The following is a 15,445-nucleotide window of genomic DNA, read 5'->3' as shown; positions in this document are numbered from 1 at the left end:
CCATTATATGAATACCACTCTCTATATACCCACATTGAAAAAATGGAATTAATGAATTAAAATATAATTCATAGCGACACAAATCAGAAAAATCTTAAGAGAAAATTCTTATTATTTTCACATTATTTTCACTTTATTTATAATGCATCGGCTTTACTTTATTAGTTAAATTAACCCACAATTAATCACGTCTGACGTATACAAAAAGATCACGCAGTTCACAAACTAAATACAAAGGTATCCCAAAGGTACTATGTATTTACCTATAGACATATTTGGTCATAACTCCAGCGTAGAAATAGAGCAACAGCCCTTGCGTGTTGGTATTTGTTCGCGTAAAACAGTGTTCTCGGAAGAGAATCTTCCTAAATGAGATCGATATTGACCAGATAACTTCCCTCAAAGAGATGCTATTTGGAACGCTTTCGGGCATAAGAACACGACGTTCTTCAGTCCTTCACCGCAGCGAGCGGCAATTCATTGACGAATTATAAACGGACTTTTTAACCCAATTTGCGTTAAGAGAAGTTCATTTGATCTCTCTAAAATACAATTATTTTACACATTAATGGTTAATACCTCTGTAATTAAATGAATAAACGCTACTGTTCTGTTAATGATTGGCTCCTGGAAATTTCTTCCGGTTCAATATTGCATTTAAATACCGGAGAAAGAAAAAGACTAGGTGAATACCAATTAAAGCTATTAGACATCCTGACTCAACACGCGGGAGAAATCCTCTCACGCGAAGAGCTCACCAATATGGTGTGGGAACGACGCGTCATAGGGAATAATAGTCTTCCTAACGCTATTCATGCTTTGCGTGTTGCTCTAGAAGATGATGGGAAACAGCAAAAAATAATCAAAACCATACCTAAAAAAGGTTATTTGCTAGAATCGTCCTATTGCCGTTGCATTGAAACAGAATCATTAAATGAGAATGAGAATATTGCTGAAATATCTCATGAAGGTATTTCTACGGATTCAAATATCTACAATGAAGAAGAGTCTCCATCGGGTGCCATCAGCGTGGAACCTTCTTCTGCGAGTATCAATCCTGAATCTGGGTATTATCAGGAAGCGGCCCAACCAAACGAGTTTCGGCCAGCCAAAAAGCGTTCATGGTTAGCGTATGCGGTTCTCATGCTGGTCGCCGTGCTGGTCAGCGGCGCGATAGGCTATAAGTACCTATCACTCAATAACAAAACACTCGCTGCCACTCAGCAGGAAAACAACGTCTACAGCAACATTCGCTTGTATCAGATCGTGCAAGACGGCGACACATCGACATCCAAAGATTCACTTTATACCAAGCTAAAAGGCACGTTCTACCAACTCAATCAGCGCTTGAAGACCAAAAACACCTACATGGATGTTTACTACAAGGTTTCTGATCAGGTGCTGAACTACACGTTTTCAGTGGAAACCACCTGCGCCAACCAGCAGCTCGCGATGACGATCTACCATTGGCGAACCGATACACGTCAGCTTAACAACCTGATTTTTCGTGAAACTGTGAGAAAAATAAATGAAATCCCAGCCTGTCAGAGCCAATAAGCTGATATGGATGCTCAGCCTGCTTATTTTGTTAATCGGAATACTAGGCTACACCGCATTATCGGTCGCGACACCAAGCCTTAAACCACGGCAGGGCACGGTGCAAATGGGGTTTTATGATCTGATGTCTCAGCAAAAAGAGCTCTATGACTCTCATTTAACCTCAGTGAACGGCACCATTCTTAACACCATCACTAACCCAAACGACACGCGCTTTGTGGTGAAAGGGAAATTTACTGAAACTCACCGTGAACTCGGCAAGGTGTACTATCTCTATTCGCAGATTTATTACAGTAAGCCTCAGCGACGCCTGATGATCGATGGGCTGATTGATTTCTTGCAGAATAATGAAGTGTGGATGATCCCGCTGAAGCTAGACAGTCAGCCGCTGGTGATTGGGCAAACCGGGATGATATTTTTATATCCTTTGGGGCATTAGTTCATAACCTCATCCCAGCCAAGAAAATGCTAGGGCTAAAACCCCCTCCCAACCTCCCCCTTCTCAGGGGGAGGAGCCGATCGAGGATCAACCCAACATCGCTGAACAGTTCCTTCCCCTGCCAAGGGGAGGAGCCGAGCGAAGATCAATCCAACATCACCGAACGGTTCCCTCCCCTGCTAAGGGAAGGGTTAGGGTGGGGTCATCGGGGTCATTACCCCAACAAATTCTTCACGGTGCCCAAGCGCACATTGGCCTGTGCACTCAATGCCTGATTTAGGCTGGAAAACTGGCTACTGCTGTTTTGCAGATGTTCACCTAATGCCTGAGACACCGCCAGCGCCTGTTGTGGCTCATATGGCGTAGCCATTCCTTCAATGCGTGTACGCACTCGCTCTTGTTGGAAGCGTAATTTTCCACGCTGATGGGTGATTTGCTCCAGCGCGGTTAATACTTCCGTGCCCCGCTCGCGCAAACGCTCTGGCTGCGCTGCAATTTGCTTCAGCACGTCGCCAATGGCGGGCTCAGCCTGCGGAGTGAGCGATGAAAACGTTGAGTTAAAACGCTTTCCCTCACCACGCACGCTTAAATGAGTACTCACTCGTTCCCAACGCGATTCATCAACGCTAAAGGTTACATCACCAGTGCTGTCTTGGCGGGCATTGACGCCAAAACGCCCCAGCCCTTGATTCAAACGCATTACCGCCTGACGCTCAGAACCATTTTGCGAGAGTGACACCGCGGCCATTTCTCGTTTGTTGCCACCCAGAGAGAAAACGAGCGTCTCTGCATCTCCACCCTGCAACAGTTTTTCACCGTTTGGCAGCGCAAAATTCACCTGCGTTTTGCCTTCCAGCTTCACGTTGAAATGGCGATCGACCGTGTTACCCGAAAGCTGAGCGCGGTTATCCAACAAACTTTGCAGCCCTTTAGCCTGCTGACGAATGGTATCAGGCCGTGTTTGGCTGTGTGTCGCCGAATGGCGTAGCTGCAAAAGCTGGCTTTCCGTTTGCGATAGAAAACTGTCTGCCTGCTGAACCGCCGTTAATTGCTGGTTGAGCTGAACGTTATAGCGCAGCGGGCGCGCTGAAATCAGCGGTGATTCAGGGAAGCTGGCCGGTGAGGCTGACGTGGTATCCGTAATCCCACGATTGCGCACCGACTGTGGGGCATCAACACCTCCCCGCGTTAGCGGAGAAGTGGTGGAGGTTTGTAACGAGGAAGTGCTAAGACCAACTTGCATATCAATTACATCATGCTAAAAAGTGAGAGCTGACTAATCATGCTGTAGGTTTTATTCGAAACCTGCATTGAGTTGTAATACAGCTGAAAATTGACCGACGCCGTGGCCATATCTAAACCAGACAAATCTTTAGCGACCATATCATTGGCCGTTTTCACGTCCGTATGCGCATCGTCTAGCATCGTTAAACGATTTTGACGACCACCGAGATCGGTAAAGATAGCGGCCACATCGTCTGAAGACCCTTTCACGGCGCCCATCAGCGCATTGAGCTCACCTGCATAGTCAGCGGTCGGAATATTGGGGTCCTGCATTTTCTCGCTGATCGATTTCAGCTGATTCAACAAGTCCAGATCGTTGCCACTGCTGGAAAAAGCGCTACTCAGATTTGTGTTTTCGGTGATGCTCACGCCGTTAGCCACCGCGGTTTCACGCGTGCCGTCGTTACCGTGGTATTCGTAGCTCTGGGTGGTTTCGTTCCACACGACCGGTTTCTGATCGGTTTTGGTGCCAGAAAATAGATAGCGGCCGTCTTCGTTTTTCGAGTTCAGCGTTGCCACCAGAGAGTCGAGCATAGAGCCGATCTCTTTGCCAAAACCGGACATATCTTCGCTGCTATGCGTGTCGTTAGACGCCGCCAACAGTTTGTCGTGCAGCGAGATCAGCTGATTACTCAGCGCCGTCACGTGCGATTCCTGCATAGCTAGATTGCCGGACAAACGCGAAATATTGCTCTGATACTGGGTGATCGCTGACTGCTCGCGGTTAAGCTGCACCATGCGCGAACTGGCGATGGGATCGTCAGAAGGAACATTGACGCGCTGCAATGTCGACATCTGCTGCATCAGTTTATTCATCTGGGTGCCGTTCTTACCCATCTGATAGGTCATCATATTGGCGTTGTAGAGGCCGCTGACTCGCATATTAATTCCTTATTATTATCAGAGCAGATTCAGTAAATCGGAGAAGATCTGGTTACCCGCCGCAATCACTTTCATGTTTGACTGGTAGGCGTTCATGTAAACCTGAAGATTAATCGCTTCTTCGTCCTGATCGACCGCGCTGAGGTTGTCACGCTGATTCTGCGCTTCTACATAGACAGATATGGCTGCTTCGGCTTCGGTCTGGTTTTGACGGCTGGCAATACCGATAGAACTAATAATCGCGGCGGCACCTTCGTTGATGCTCATATTGCCCATTCCGCCGATGTTCACTTTTTTGTTTTTCAGTTCGATCAGTAAATTCAGGTTATCGCCGTTACCCGTTTCATCATTTTTGCTCGAGAGCGCCAGCTCATCGGGTTTGATGTCGGTGATGGTCAACATGCCTGCTGGATTGCTCAAATCGAAATTAAACAACGGCTTACCCGGCTGCCCGTTAAGATCAAAACCTTGTCCGAGCTGATCGTTAAACATGGTCGCAATAGATTCCGCCATGCCCTGAACCGATTCCTGCATTTCTTTGAGCGTACCCTGCTCATAATCATTCAGCGCGCCCAGCTGGCCGCCGGTTGCCGGATTAATCGTGTATTCAGAACCGGCATATTTCAGCGTCAGTAACTGGCTGCCATCCGGCTGGGTGGTGGTGGCCAACTGACCAGCACTCCGCCCGTTAACCAACGGCTGACCGTTTGGCAAAGCGACCGTGTAATTGCCTTTCGCGTCTTCACTGACTTTTACGTCAACCAGAGTGCTCATCTGTTTCACCAGCTCATCACGCTGGTCGCGCAGCACGTTGGTGTTACCGCCGGTGGCTTCAAGCTCAGAGATTTTCTGGTTATAGCCTGCGATATTCGAGCTCAGCGTATTCACACTGTCTACCGTGGCATTACGCTGGCTATTGATTGACGTCTTCTGGCTATTAATAAAATTATTAATGTTATTAAAACGCGTCGCCATCGACTGCGCTTCGTTGATCAATTGCTGGCGCAGCGCGGGAGAATCGGGCTGAGTGGTGAGCTCGTTAAGCGAAGCAAAAAGCTTGTCGATACCGTTGCCTAAACTAGTGGTATCCGTACCAATCACCGATTCCAGCGCACCAATGTACTTCTGGCCAGAATCATAATAGTTAGCTTTACTGTTGGTGCCCCAGACCTGACTGGTCAGATACTGATCCGAAATACGGCGAATACTATCAACCTGAACACCGTTACCCGCAGACAGCCCCACGGAGCCCATCGGCCCTACGGCGCTTTGCAAAATACCCTGACGGCTATAGCCCGGCGTTAAGGCATTCTGAACGTTCATGCCAACGGTATTCATACCTAACTTCGCGGCTTGAAGACCGCTGTAAGCGTTACTGATTAAACTCATAATGATTCCTGTCCGCGGCTAAGTACTGGGATAACGGGCGTTTCAAGCTCTACGGGCTCTTGCGCTTCTACAGAATCAGAAGCGACATTTTCGCCCTCAATCTTAAGTGCGCGTTCCATTCCCTTAACCTGAGGATCAAGTTGGTTAATCAGCATGGTGGCAATTCCACTGCTGCGCTGTGAAGCCAGCTGCGAGGCCAGTTTGTCATCGTAAAAATCACGCATCATGCGCTGCTGCTTGCTGTTGAACGGATCATCATCCGCCGCTTTACGCATCTGCTGCATCATCGAACGCAGGAACATCGCTTCAAACTGCTCGGCAGCCTGATCTAAATTCTGTGCTTTCAGCGTGCCGGTGAAATCTCCCGGCAGCACGGTGCTTTGGCGATTAATGGCATCAATCATGGTTTTTTTCCTTAAATAACCACGAGTTCAGCGTCTAATGCGCCTGCTTCGTGTAATGCCTGCAAGATAGCCATGGTGTCATCCGGCGCGGCTCCTAAGCTGTTGATGGTATTCACGATGCTACGCAGGCTGGTGCCTGCGGCAACGGTCACCATCTGGCCTTGCCCTCGGCTCACATCAATATCGCTTTGTGGCGTAGTGACCGTTTCACCGTTGCTGAAGGCATTAGGCTGGCTTACGTTGCGGCTTTCGCGAATGCTGACGGTTAAATTACCGTGAGAAACAGCGGCAGCACGCACCACAACGCCATCGCCAATCACCACCGTGCCGGTTCGAGCGTTAAACACCACGCGCGGCGGCTGTTTACCGGCGTTAATCTGCACGTCTTCCAGCATCGACATAAAGGCCACGCGCGCCCCTGCGTCCTGCGGCGCTCGCACCACAACGTTGGTCGCGCTTTGTGCCGTGGCGGTATTTGCACCAAAGGCCTGATTCAGCGCTACGGCAACGTTGTTCGCCGTTTTAAAGCTTGGGCGTTTCAGATTCAGCGTAACCAAATTACTGACCTGAAAATCGCTAGGGATTTCGCGTTCAATCGACGCCCCGTTCGGCACGCGCCCAACGGTTGGCGTATTCATGGTGATGCTGGAACCGCTATCGCCTTCGGCTTTAAAGCCGCCGACCACCACGTTGCCCTGTGCCAATGCATAAACTTCGCCATCGGCACCGCGCAGTTGAGTCAGCAGCAACGTACCACCGCGCAAACTTTTTGCGTCACCAATAGAGGAAACGGTGATATCGATAGACTGCCCGCGTGCGTACATCGGCGGCAGCGTGGCGCTAATCGCCACCGCCGCCACGTTTTTCACTTTAGGGTCAATCTTGGCCGGTAGCTGGACGCCAAACTGACGCAGCATATTGGTGACCGATTGGCTGGTGAACTTCACCTGATTTTTGTCACCGGTGCCGTCTAAACCCACCACCAAACTGTAACCAATCAGTTGGTTACCACGAACGCCTTGCACATCCACCAGCGAGCCTAACGGCTGCGCCAGTGACATTGAACTCCACAGGAGGGCGACAACCAGCGTAAGGAATCTGCACATGTTGAACATCTCCTGAATTAAATAGGGAACAGCGGATGGTTAAAGATCCGCGTCAGCCAACCGGCTGAGTTGGAGTCACTTAACGCACCACGGCCTGCATACGAGATACGCGCGTTCGCAATACGCTGCGACGAAATGGTGTTATCACGCTCGATATCATCGGTTCGAACCAATCCGGTGACGCGCATATATTCATCGCCCTGATTAAGGGTCAGCCACTTCTCGCCGCGCACTACTAAAACCCCGTTAGCCAAGATTTTATGTACCGCCACGGTGATAGAACCGCGCAGCATATTTTGCTGGGCGGAAGAGGCATTGCCGTTAAAGGAGCGATCCGCACCGATGGAGCCACTCAGCTTATCCACTGAGTGGCCAAAGGCTTCCGGTGCGGCGATAGACGCATCATTCTTCTTGCCGAAGTTGGTGCGCGCCTGTTTGCTAGACTGCGTAGACTCATCAAGTCGTACCGTCAGAATATCGCCCACGCGGTATGCGCGACGATCCTGGGTCAGAGACCAGTTGTAACCGGCGTTGTATAGCCCGCCACCCTGCACTGCAACCGGCTGCTGCAGTATTTCCTCTGGCGGCGCATAGGCCGCATCATCCTTGTGTACTAGCAGCGCAGGGCTTTCACAGCCCGCTAGCGCCATCAACAGGACACACATCAACATCTGCTTTTTCATAACGTTCTTCGCTTTACTCTTTCACCAAGCCGCCGTTACAGCGACTGAGTGACAAACTTCAACATATCATCTGCAGCCGAAACCATTTTCGCGTTCATTTCGTAGGCGCGCTGAACAGTGATCATGTCGACCATCTCTTCAACAACCTGTACGTTTGAACCTTCCAATGTTCCCTGCTCCAACTGTCCAAGGGCATCTTCACCCGGTACGCCTTCTACGGCTTCGCCGCTGGCCGCCGTTTCGCGATAAAGATTGCCGCCTACCGCTTCTAATCCGGCCGGATTAACAAAATTCACCAGCGTGATTTGCCCAAGCTCTACCGGATCGGCTTCGCCGCCCACGGTTGCAGACACGGTGCCATCTTTCGCAATCGACAGCTCTTTGGTGTTAGCCGGAAGCTCAATGGCAGGCACCAACGGCAAACCTGCGGCGTTGGTCACCACGCCGTCGGCGTTAACCTGTAGGTTGCCCGCACGCGTGTAAGCGATATCGCCGTCTGGCGTTTCTACTTGGAAGAAGCCTTGGCCCGTAATCGCCACGTCCATCTGCTGCTTGGTGATCTGCATGCTGCCCACGGAGAACTCTTTTTGAGTCCCCACGATTTTCACACCGGTACCGTACTGAATACCGGTTGGAGCCACGTTGTTCTGATCAAGCTGCGCGCCTGGAGCTCGCTGAGTTTGGTAGAACAGATCGTCAAACATCACGCGGTCGCGTTTAAAACCGGTGGTATTCACGTTCGCCAAGTTATTGGAGATAGCGCTCATTTTGGCGTCTTGCGCTGCAAGACCGGTTTTGCTGATCCATAAAGCTGGATTCATGATTTATTCCTTAATTTAGCTGCCACGGATCAGTCGATTACCGGCTGTCGCCAAATCTTCTGCGGCTTTCATCATCTTGATTTGGGCTTCAAATTGGCGGTTCAGAGCAATACTGGAAACCATTTCGCTAATCGCTGAAATATTGCTGCTTTCCAGATGTCCGGCAGCGATCTCAACGGCGTCGCTGCGTGGGTTATTCCGCGTGGTGCTCACCAATAAACCGTCAGCGTCTTTTGAAAGCTGATCTGCGGGAATATCCACCAGTTTGATGCGATCGACGTCCATGGCCGCGTTAACGTCACCGTCTTGCGGAACAATCGTGATGGTGCCGTCATCGCCGATGGAGAGATCGGAAAACGGCGGCAATACCACCGGTCCGGTTTCACCAATCACGGGGCGACCGTTAATGGTTAAATCACCATCAGGGCTAACGTCCATCTGACCGTTACGGGTGTAAACCTCGCGGTTGCCGTTACCCACGGCAATCAGGCCATTGCCTTTGATGGCAATATCCAGTTCGCGCCCGGTATCTCTCACCGCGCCCGGCGTCATATCCACGCCGCTGTTTTGTCCCTGCACCAGATAGCGCGAGTCGTAGCCCGACCCCATCACCTGCTGCGATAAGGCGCTTTCTAAGTCACCACGAAATCCGCTGGTGTTCACGTTCGCCAGATTATTGGAGTGAATCTGCTGCTGTGACAGGCTGCGGTTAGCGCCGCTAACGGCGGTATAAATTAAGTGATCCATTAGACCGCCTGGAACAGAGCCGACATCATGCTGTCATTGGTGCTGATGACTTTGGTGTTAGCCTGATAGTTACGCTGTGCGGTCATCAACCCTACCAGTTCAGCGGTTAAGTCAACGTTAGACTCTTCCAGCGCACCTGCCTTGATAGAACCTAACAGGCCTGAACCCGGTGCACCGCTCAGCGGCGTACCTGACGCAGAGGTCTGCGACCATGTGGTGCCGTCCTGAGAAGACAAGCCATTTGGATTGGTAAAGTTAGCCAGAATCAGCTGGCCTTGCAGCATGCGCTCGCCGTTCGAGAAGGTGGCATAAACAAAGCCTTCTTCATCAATCTGCTGGCCGGTTTTTTCGCCAGATGCGTAGCCATCACCTTTGTTTTTGGTCACGGAGAAGTCAGAACCAAACTGAGTTGTTCCGGCGTAGTTCACCTCTAACTCCAGCTGTTGAGCGCCTGGGATTGCCAGTGAAATATTGACCACGCCATTAGGTAATTCCATCACGCCCTGAGCGTTGAATGAAATTGTCTCGGTAGCCCCTTTGGATGGATCAGTCGCATCGGGAACCGGCTCGCCGTCCATGTAGTAATGGCTGGTCCAGGTGTTATCTGCGTTCTTAACAAAATACTGCGACAACGTGTGCTCACGGCCCAAAGAGTCATAAACCTGCGTGGTATAGGTATTGTTGTATGAATCGCTGTTTTTCGGATCTAACGGCGTGACTTTCGGCACTTCGGCGTTAGCATCCAGATTAGCGGTGAAGTCTAGCCCTTTGGTGGCTTTCGCTGGGATCGCGCCGCTACTGATGGTCAGATTACCCACGTTACCCACCTGCAATACGCCGTTGGCATCAACCGGATAACCTTGCAGATTCATACCCAGGTTATTGATTAAGTTTCCGCTACTGTCGGTGCCGAAATAGCCCGCACGGGTATAGGCTTCAGTACCTGCGCTATCGCGCACCACGAAGAAACCGTTACCTGAAATCGCCAGATCCAGCGCGCTTGAAGAGGCCATGATGTTACCGCCACGGGTAATACTTTGGGTGATACCCGTCACGCCCACGCCCAGCGGCTGGGACTGTGCGTACAGCGCAGAGAACTCCGCACGACCAGACTTGAAGCCTACAGTGCCGGAGTTAGCAATGTTGTTACTGATAGCGCTAAGCTGCTGAGTGATGGCGTTCAAGCCTGAAGTTGCGATACTAAAGCTCATAAAATCTTTCCTGATCTAAATTGGGTTAGTGTTCGAAAGTATTCCGTTTTCGAAATTACGCTTTGCGAGTGTCGGTGTTATTGGATGGGCTATTCATCCCAAACTGGCTGATGTAGTTATAAGGAACCTCACCCAGCCCAGCGATATTCAGCATGGTGGCACTGCCATCCAATGGAATACGCACGTTGTTAACCACGCCACCCACTTCAATCGGAACCGACTCTTCACCGGTATCCGTCACCACGCTCAGCGTGTATTTGCCTTCGGCAAGGCCCAGCTCTTTCGGATCAATTTTGAAATCAATCTGTCCGGCTTCCTGCTGGCCCAGCTCAATTTTGTGCTCGGTACCGGCTTCGTCTTTGACATACATCGTAACCACACCCGCGGCGTGATCCAGTGACAGGCGGCCATCAATAACCGTACTGCCGTCAGTTTCGATTTTGTCGGTCTGAACCATCACCTTCTGCCCTACCAAGTTGCCGGTAGACAGGGTTTGCAGGTTATCCATCAACACCGCATTGTTTTGCATCAGCGCAGACATGGATTCCATCGACTGCACCTGAGACAGCTGCGCCAGCTGGCTAACGTACTCGGTGCCATCGGTTGGGTTCAGCGGATCCTGATTTTGGATCTGCGCAACCAATAGCGTCATAAACAGGTTGTTCATGCTCGCGGCGCTGTTGTCATTGCTAGCTACACGGCTGTTATAGCTAGATGTATCCGCATAGCTCTGCGCGTCATCTACGTTCATGCTTAGGCTTCTCCAAGTCTCAGCAGGCTCTGCTGCATACTTTTGACACTGTTAAGAACTTCGACGTTTGTCTCGAAGCTACGGGATGCCGACATCATGTCGGCCATCTCTTCCACGACGTTAATGTCGGGATAAAAGACATAACCCTGATCGTTGGCCATAGGATGATTTGGCTCATAGCGCTGCACTGCGCTGCCGGTTTCAACCACGTCCATGATTTGTACGCGAGCGCCAGCCAAGGCTTTGTTGTCCATCAGCTCGCTGTTTTGATACACCGCGGCAAACACGGGGCGGCGAGCTTTGTACACGGCACCCTCGTTGTCCGCTGGCGACTCCGCGTTCGCCAGATTACTGGCGATGGTGTTCAGGCGGACGGTTTGAGCCGTCATTGCTGAACCCGAAACGCGATAAATATCCGTAAATGCCATTGTCCGTTGTTACCTAAATCAATTACTTACCGTCAATTGCCTTTTTAAGGCCCACAAACTTCATGTTTAAAAACGCTAAGCTGGTTTGGTAATCCAGCGCGTTTTTCGAGAACTCAGCCTGCTCAACGTCCAGAGCAACCGTGTTGCCATCGCTAGCAGGCTGATAAGGCACGCGATATTTCAGTTCTGCCGAGTTATTCGTCGAAAAGTTCAAACTCGAACGTTGCATCTCAGCGGCAAAATCAATATCTTTAGCCTGAAAGTTTGGGGTGTCGACGTTAGCTAAGTTCGCCGATAACAGCTCTGCTCGGGAAAGTCGAAGCTGTACCGCCTGTGGATGAACACCTAATGCCTTGTCAAAACTTAAGCCCACTGAAACTTCCTCTCATCACGTCGTTGTAAAATGTTGTTTCTCTGTCATTTACTGCTGTCCACTACTGATATAGCAATTACCATGCCAGAGTTATAACAATATGATTTTTAAACAAGTTACGTCTAAAGTTAGCCATACTAGGAAACCTTCTTTCCTTCCGCAGAATGTCCTTGGCCGAGCCCTCGTGGTTTTCGGGCTGTGTGCCCTTCCGCTCGCCTCCGGCTGGGCGATGAAAGAAACCTCCAAGCCCAGCACATCTAGCGCTCGCAAACAGATTTATGCCCTCGCGGTAGAAGTGGCTACGGCGGATATCAATCGCGAAGCCAAACGTAAAAATTGGAAAGATTTCAACGCGAAAATGAACGTGTTTATTCCGTCTGAGGTCAGCGGCTATCGGGTTTGCTCCCAGCCGTTGCAGGCCGCGCTGCCTACCGGAGATAAGCGCGATCTGAGCCGTCTGCGTTATGACATTCGCTGTGAAGACGCTAACGGGTGGGAAGTTGACGTGACCGTGAAGCCAGATATCTATCTGCCGGTCATTGTGGCGAAGAACACCCTTGAGCGCGGTGCGGTCATTTCCCCTTCTGACATCGAGTTAAAAAAACGCAATATCTCCAGCAGCCGTGCAGGAGTCATCACTAATCCTGACGAAGTTGTGGGATTAACGGTGAAACGTCGTATTCGCGATTTACAGCCCATTAGTCCTGCCCAGCTCGATCAGCCCATCATGGTCGATCGCGGCCAGCGCGTAGTGATGATTGCCGAGCAAGACGGCATCGAGGCACGCACCATGGGCGAAGCGATGAAAAAGGGTCGTAAAGGCGACATGATCAAAGTGAAAAACGAAAGCAGCCAGCGCGTGGTCAGCGCCGTTGTCGACAATATTGGCGTTGTGCGAATGCTTTACGCTCCGGGTCAATAAAGTTTTTGCACGGATAATTAAGTTTTGCTGTTGGCTGGTCGCTATAGTTGGGTATGGAAGGAAGACTTCCGCCTCTAGTCGATAATCTACATCGATAAACTAGTGGTTAACCTTGCGCAGCCAGACAGAAAATGACCAACGGGATGCCCGTTTCGGAGAGATGCAATGAAAGTAACTTCAACCCAGTACAACCTGACTCAGGCCGTCAACAATACTGCAAACACGAAGAGTGCCAATGCAGAGTCTGCGACCTCCTTACGTGCTCAGGCCACCACACCGGTTGATCCCGTGCTGGGTGAAGCTCAGGGGCAACTTGCGGCCATGCCGGAAGTCGATATGGATCGCGTTAACGCGATGAAAGACGCCATCAGCGCCGGAAAAATTGACATCAATCTGGACGAACTCACGCTCGCCATAGAGAAATATTACAAAGGATAGAAAGGGAATATGACTACGCCTGCGCAAAAGGTTAATACGCTAATTCAAGATATCGTCAGCGACCGAAAGATCTATATTGAGCTTATCGACCAGCTCGAAAAACAGCGCGCATATATCATTGCGCGCAACGCCGACGATCTCAGCACGCTCAATCATGAACTGGTTGAAAACTACCAGCGCCTGACTGAAAGCGCACAAAAACGGCAGGATATTTTACAGTCTCTGGGCGTTGCCGGAGGACGTAAAGGCATCACCGATCTCTTTGCTCGCCTGCCTGAACAGCATCAACCGAAGGTCAATGCACTGTGGGCAGACCTTGAGCAACAGGCCAAACGCTGTAAAGAGATCAATGAGCGCAACGGTGTGATGCTGCACATGCAGCAAGATATTGTGAATAACCTGATTAATGCCGCCCAGCCGGAAGTTTATTTATATCAGGAAGGGTGAGCTTGTTGCATGACTAAACCGTCTTTTAATCGATACAAGGTTATTGATATAAGGCGGTTTATTTTCGAATACACTACATACAGTAGTACACATCCTCAGCAACCTGAGATTCAGTCGCCGTTAATAAATCGCATTTAGTATCAATTTCATAAGATTTTACCTGATAGCTCATTAAGGGCAAAAATTGAGATAGTTGTTGGAAAACGGAATCCCCCTGTTTCGTGAGAAGACGGGAGGAAATGTAGCAAAGATTTGCCCACTCAAACTCTGTGATATTTTCTCTTGAAAACGATGATACCTTTTCATTATCTAGCGAAACATAAACAGCATCACGCGTTTTGGCCGCTGTCACTCCGATAATATCCTGCCTATCATTTTCTACGCAAAACTGTTTGAAGCCTATAAATGAATCAGGTTGGAAGATAATATCAGCATCCATAAACATGCAACGTTCTGATATTCCTTCAGCGCCCATAAAATAACTCGTTAATGTAGATGTCGTACGATAATTTGGATTTCTAACAAAAGTTATATCTTTGCGATAGCGTAAAACACACTCCATCACATCTTGCTCTTGATAGCCAACCACAATTCTTACATCTTCAACATCCTCTAGCAGCTTGAGAAGATATGCAATTAAAGGGATTTCATTGATTTTTATTAAACATTTTGGACGCCCCATTCCAAGCCGACTGCCCAACCCTGCAGCCGCAATTACAGCGTGTTTAATAGTCGACATAGTGAATCCTCATGGTAAACAATATAATCAGAAACAGTGATAAGGTTCTGGCTAGGGTTATGTGTTAGTCCAACAGAAATAGACTTGTCTGCCGCCTCAAACATCTCATAGTCGTTATTTCCATCTCCAATAGCAACAACGATTCGATTGGGAAATAACTGACGTAATTTTGATATAGCTTGGCCTTTATGCATGATGTAATCGAGGGATATGAGCTTATCCCCCTCTGATTTTGTTTTTGAACATAAATAATTACAACCAATAGACTGCATCAGAGGGCTAATCCAAACATCGAGATTCCCAGTTACTACATAGCATGAGTCTTTTCGTTCTTTTATGAAACAGATTAATTTTTTAAATAACTCCGCTTCAGCGATGACGTTCTGTACTTTATCTATCGAAATTGTTTTTAGGATTGCAAAGCGTAAACGCAATGACTCTTCAAAACTAATCACACCGTCAATAGTTAACTTAGTTAATACGTCAAATTCGTGCTCTAAACCTACCTCGGCAGCAATCAGTGGAAGCAGTTCCCTACGCGTAAGTGTCCCATCTAGATCAAAACAAAATAGTGTATTCATAGACATTCAAAAATGAAAAACATCTGTTTGGTATCACTACGATTATTTAATGTAGAGTCATACATTAACCCGGAGTCTATCAATTTAATTGATAGTGAATTTTCATCTTGATGACAAACACAGTCTATTAACTCCTGTTTGGTACGATATATTGCACTATAATGAGAGTTAAGCTCATCCGACCAATGTTTATTTAACGTCAATCGACGTTCAACACCCACAGGCTCTCTAATATAAATTAGG

Annotated in this window: 18 protein-coding genes and 1 pseudogene; 5 read left to right on the top strand and 14 right to left on the bottom strand. The window is 49.2% G+C overall.

Translation table 11 applies throughout. The features are described 5' to 3' along the window. The first annotated feature begins 591 nt into the window (after positions 1-591). The gene (locus tag DSM2777_RS03895) at positions 592-1,557 is read left to right on the top strand and encodes a winged helix-turn-helix domain-containing protein (protein ID WP_061553225.1); all 966 of its coding nucleotides are present in this window, start codon (positions 592-594) and stop codon (positions 1,555-1,557) included. Then, positions 1,529-1,996, top strand: coding sequence for a hypothetical protein (locus tag DSM2777_RS03890; protein WP_061553224.1), 468 nt, complete (start codon positions 1,529-1,531; stop codon positions 1,994-1,996). Before DSM2777_RS03895 ends, DSM2777_RS03890 begins: the two co-directional genes overlap by 29 nt. 214 nt (positions 1,997-2,210) lie before the next feature. On the opposite strand, the gene DSM2777_RS03885 is transcribed toward DSM2777_RS03890, so the two are convergent. The 12 genes and pseudogenes from DSM2777_RS03885 to DSM2777_RS03830 all read right to left on the bottom strand — a co-directional run bounded on the left by DSM2777_RS03885 (position 2,211) and on the right by DSM2777_RS03830 (position 12,075). Beyond that, positions 2,211-3,239 carry a hypothetical protein gene (locus tag DSM2777_RS03885; protein ID WP_052958404.1) on the bottom strand — a complete coding sequence of 343 codons (1,029 nt, stop codon included), beginning with the start codon at positions 3,237-3,239 and terminating at the stop codon, positions 2,211-2,213. A gap of 5 nt (positions 3,240-3,244) precedes the next feature. Further along, on the bottom strand, positions 3,245-4,162 hold the full coding sequence (gene flgL / locus DSM2777_RS03880; RefSeq protein ID WP_071889862.1) for a flagellar hook-associated protein FlgL: 918 nt from the start codon (positions 4,160-4,162) through the stop codon (positions 3,245-3,247). 18 nt (positions 4,163-4,180) lie between these two features. Further along, positions 4,181-5,551, bottom strand: coding sequence for a flagellar hook-associated protein FlgK (gene flgK, locus DSM2777_RS03875; RefSeq protein WP_046458881.1), 1,371 nt, complete (start codon positions 5,549-5,551; stop codon positions 4,181-4,183). A gap of 137 nt (positions 5,552-5,688) precedes the next feature. Continuing rightward, positions 5,689-5,955: pseudogene (locus DSM2777_RS03870) on the bottom strand (rod-binding protein); the annotation flags it as partial. Between the two features lie 11 nt (positions 5,956-5,966). Then, the gene (locus DSM2777_RS03865) at positions 5,967-7,061 is read right to left on the bottom strand and encodes a flagellar basal body P-ring protein FlgI (RefSeq protein ID WP_046458879.1); all 1,095 of its coding nucleotides are present in this window, start codon (positions 7,059-7,061) and stop codon (positions 5,967-5,969) included. A gap of 17 nt (positions 7,062-7,078) precedes the next feature. Next, positions 7,079-7,744, bottom strand: a complete 666-nt coding sequence (flgH, locus tag DSM2777_RS03860; RefSeq protein ID WP_043489823.1) for a flagellar basal body L-ring protein FlgH — start codon at positions 7,742-7,744, stop codon at positions 7,079-7,081. Between the two features lie 35 nt (positions 7,745-7,779). Then, positions 7,780-8,565 carry a flagellar basal-body rod protein FlgG gene (flgG, locus tag DSM2777_RS03855; protein WP_043489825.1) on the bottom strand — a complete coding sequence of 262 codons (786 nt, stop codon included), beginning with the start codon at positions 8,563-8,565 and terminating at the stop codon, positions 7,780-7,782. A gap of 15 nt (positions 8,566-8,580) precedes the next feature. Then, positions 8,581-9,312, bottom strand: coding sequence for a flagellar basal-body rod protein FlgF (flgF, locus tag DSM2777_RS03850; RefSeq protein WP_046458878.1), 732 nt, complete (start codon positions 9,310-9,312; stop codon positions 8,581-8,583). After that, complete coding sequence (gene flgE / locus DSM2777_RS03845; RefSeq protein ID WP_061553222.1) at positions 9,312-10,523, bottom strand: flagellar hook protein FlgE; 1,212 nt, start codon at positions 10,521-10,523, stop codon at positions 9,312-9,314. Before flgE ends, flgF begins: the two co-directional genes overlap by 1 nt. 55 nt (positions 10,524-10,578) lie before the next feature. Continuing rightward, positions 10,579-11,274, bottom strand: coding sequence for a flagellar hook assembly protein FlgD (flgD, locus tag DSM2777_RS03840; protein WP_061553221.1), 696 nt, complete (start codon positions 11,272-11,274; stop codon positions 10,579-10,581). 2 nt (positions 11,275-11,276) lie between these two features. Continuing rightward, a complete protein-coding gene (gene flgC / locus DSM2777_RS03835; protein ID WP_046458875.1) occupies positions 11,277-11,702 on the bottom strand; it encodes a flagellar basal body rod protein FlgC in 426 nt (141 codons plus the stop codon). Positions 11,703-11,724: 22 nt separating this feature from the next. Further along, positions 11,725-12,075, bottom strand: a complete 351-nt coding sequence (locus tag DSM2777_RS03830; protein WP_025799662.1) for a flagellar basal body protein — start codon at positions 12,073-12,075, stop codon at positions 11,725-11,727. Positions 12,076-12,175: 100 nt separating this feature from the next. On the opposite strand from DSM2777_RS03830, the gene flgA reads away from it, so the two are divergent. The 3 genes from flgA to DSM2777_RS03815 all read left to right on the top strand — a co-directional run bounded on the left by flgA (position 12,176) and on the right by DSM2777_RS03815 (position 13,882). Next, positions 12,176-12,997, top strand: coding sequence for a flagellar basal body P-ring formation chaperone FlgA (flgA, locus tag DSM2777_RS03825; protein ID WP_082790851.1), 822 nt, complete (start codon positions 12,176-12,178; stop codon positions 12,995-12,997). Between the two features lie 165 nt (positions 12,998-13,162). Further along, the gene (locus DSM2777_RS03820) at positions 13,163-13,435 is read left to right on the top strand and encodes a flagellar biosynthesis anti-sigma factor FlgM (protein WP_061553220.1); all 273 of its coding nucleotides are present in this window, start codon (positions 13,163-13,165) and stop codon (positions 13,433-13,435) included. 9 nt (positions 13,436-13,444) lie between these two features. Continuing rightward, positions 13,445-13,882: a flagellar protein FlgN gene (locus DSM2777_RS03815; RefSeq protein ID WP_061553219.1), complete on the top strand. Its 438-nt coding sequence runs from the start codon at positions 13,445-13,447 to the stop codon at positions 13,880-13,882. A 73-nt stretch (positions 13,883-13,955) separates the two neighbouring features. On the opposite strand, the gene DSM2777_RS03810 is transcribed toward DSM2777_RS03815, so the two are convergent. Next, complete coding sequence (locus DSM2777_RS03810; RefSeq protein WP_061553218.1) at positions 13,956-14,621, bottom strand: NTP transferase domain-containing protein; 666 nt, start codon at positions 14,619-14,621, stop codon at positions 13,956-13,958. Continuing rightward, complete coding sequence (locus DSM2777_RS03805; protein ID WP_061553217.1) at positions 14,597-15,202, bottom strand: HAD-IB family phosphatase; 606 nt, start codon at positions 15,200-15,202, stop codon at positions 14,597-14,599. Before DSM2777_RS03805 ends, DSM2777_RS03810 begins: the two co-directional genes overlap by 25 nt. Positions 15,203-15,445 lie beyond the last annotated feature (243 nt).

Origin of the sequence: Obesumbacterium proteus (assembly GCF_001586165.1) — a bacterium.
Taxonomy (GTDB): Bacteria; Pseudomonadota; Gammaproteobacteria; order Enterobacterales; family Enterobacteriaceae; genus Hafnia; species Hafnia protea.
Note: the sequence above shows the minus strand (reverse complement) of the source record. Positions and strands in the feature narration are given on the sequence as shown.

Bases quoted from the DNA above. Each gene is read 5' to 3' on its own strand.
- DSM2777_RS03895 (WP_061553225.1), top strand. From the start codon at position 592: ATGAATAAACGCTACTGTTCTGTTAATGATTGGCTCCTGGAAATTTCT.
- DSM2777_RS03890 (WP_061553224.1), top strand. From the start codon at position 1,529: ATGAAATCCCAGCCTGTCAGAGCCAATAAGCTGATATGGATGCTCAGC.
- DSM2777_RS03885 (WP_052958404.1), bottom strand. From the start codon at position 3,239: ATGCAAGTTGGTCTTAGCACTTCCTCGTTACAAACCTCCACCACTTCT.
- flgL (WP_071889862.1), bottom strand. From the start codon at position 4,162: ATGCGAGTCAGCGGCCTCTACAACGCCAATATGATGACCTATCAGATG.
- flgK (WP_046458881.1), bottom strand. From the start codon at position 5,551: ATGAGTTTAATCAGTAACGCTTACAGCGGTCTTCAAGCCGCGAAGTTA.
- DSM2777_RS03865 (WP_046458879.1), bottom strand. From the start codon at position 7,061: ATGTGCAGATTCCTTACGCTGGTTGTCGCCCTCCTGTGGAGTTCAATG.
- flgH (WP_043489823.1), bottom strand. From the start codon at position 7,744: ATGAAAAAGCAGATGTTGATGTGTGTCCTGTTGATGGCGCTAGCGGGC.
- flgG (WP_043489825.1), bottom strand. From the start codon at position 8,565: ATGAATCCAGCTTTATGGATCAGCAAAACCGGTCTTGCAGCGCAAGAC.
- flgF (WP_046458878.1), bottom strand. From the start codon at position 9,312: ATGGATCACTTAATTTATACCGCCGTTAGCGGCGCTAACCGCAGCCTG.
- flgE (WP_061553222.1), bottom strand. From the start codon at position 10,523: ATGAGCTTTAGTATCGCAACTTCAGGCTTGAACGCCATCACTCAGCAG.
- flgD (WP_061553221.1), bottom strand. From the start codon at position 11,274: ATGAACGTAGATGACGCGCAGAGCTATGCGGATACATCTAGCTATAAC.
- flgC (WP_046458875.1), bottom strand. From the start codon at position 11,702: ATGGCATTTACGGATATTTATCGCGTTTCGGGTTCAGCAATGACGGCT.
- flgA (WP_082790851.1), top strand. From the start codon at position 12,176: ATGATTTTTAAACAAGTTACGTCTAAAGTTAGCCATACTAGGAAACCT.
- DSM2777_RS03820 (WP_061553220.1), top strand. From the start codon at position 13,163: ATGAAAGTAACTTCAACCCAGTACAACCTGACTCAGGCCGTCAACAAT.
- DSM2777_RS03815 (WP_061553219.1), top strand. From the start codon at position 13,445: ATGACTACGCCTGCGCAAAAGGTTAATACGCTAATTCAAGATATCGTC.
- DSM2777_RS03810 (WP_061553218.1), bottom strand. From the start codon at position 14,621: ATGTCGACTATTAAACACGCTGTAATTGCGGCTGCAGGGTTGGGCAGT.
- DSM2777_RS03805 (WP_061553217.1), bottom strand. From the start codon at position 15,202: ATGAATACACTATTTTGTTTTGATCTAGATGGGACACTTACGCGTAGG.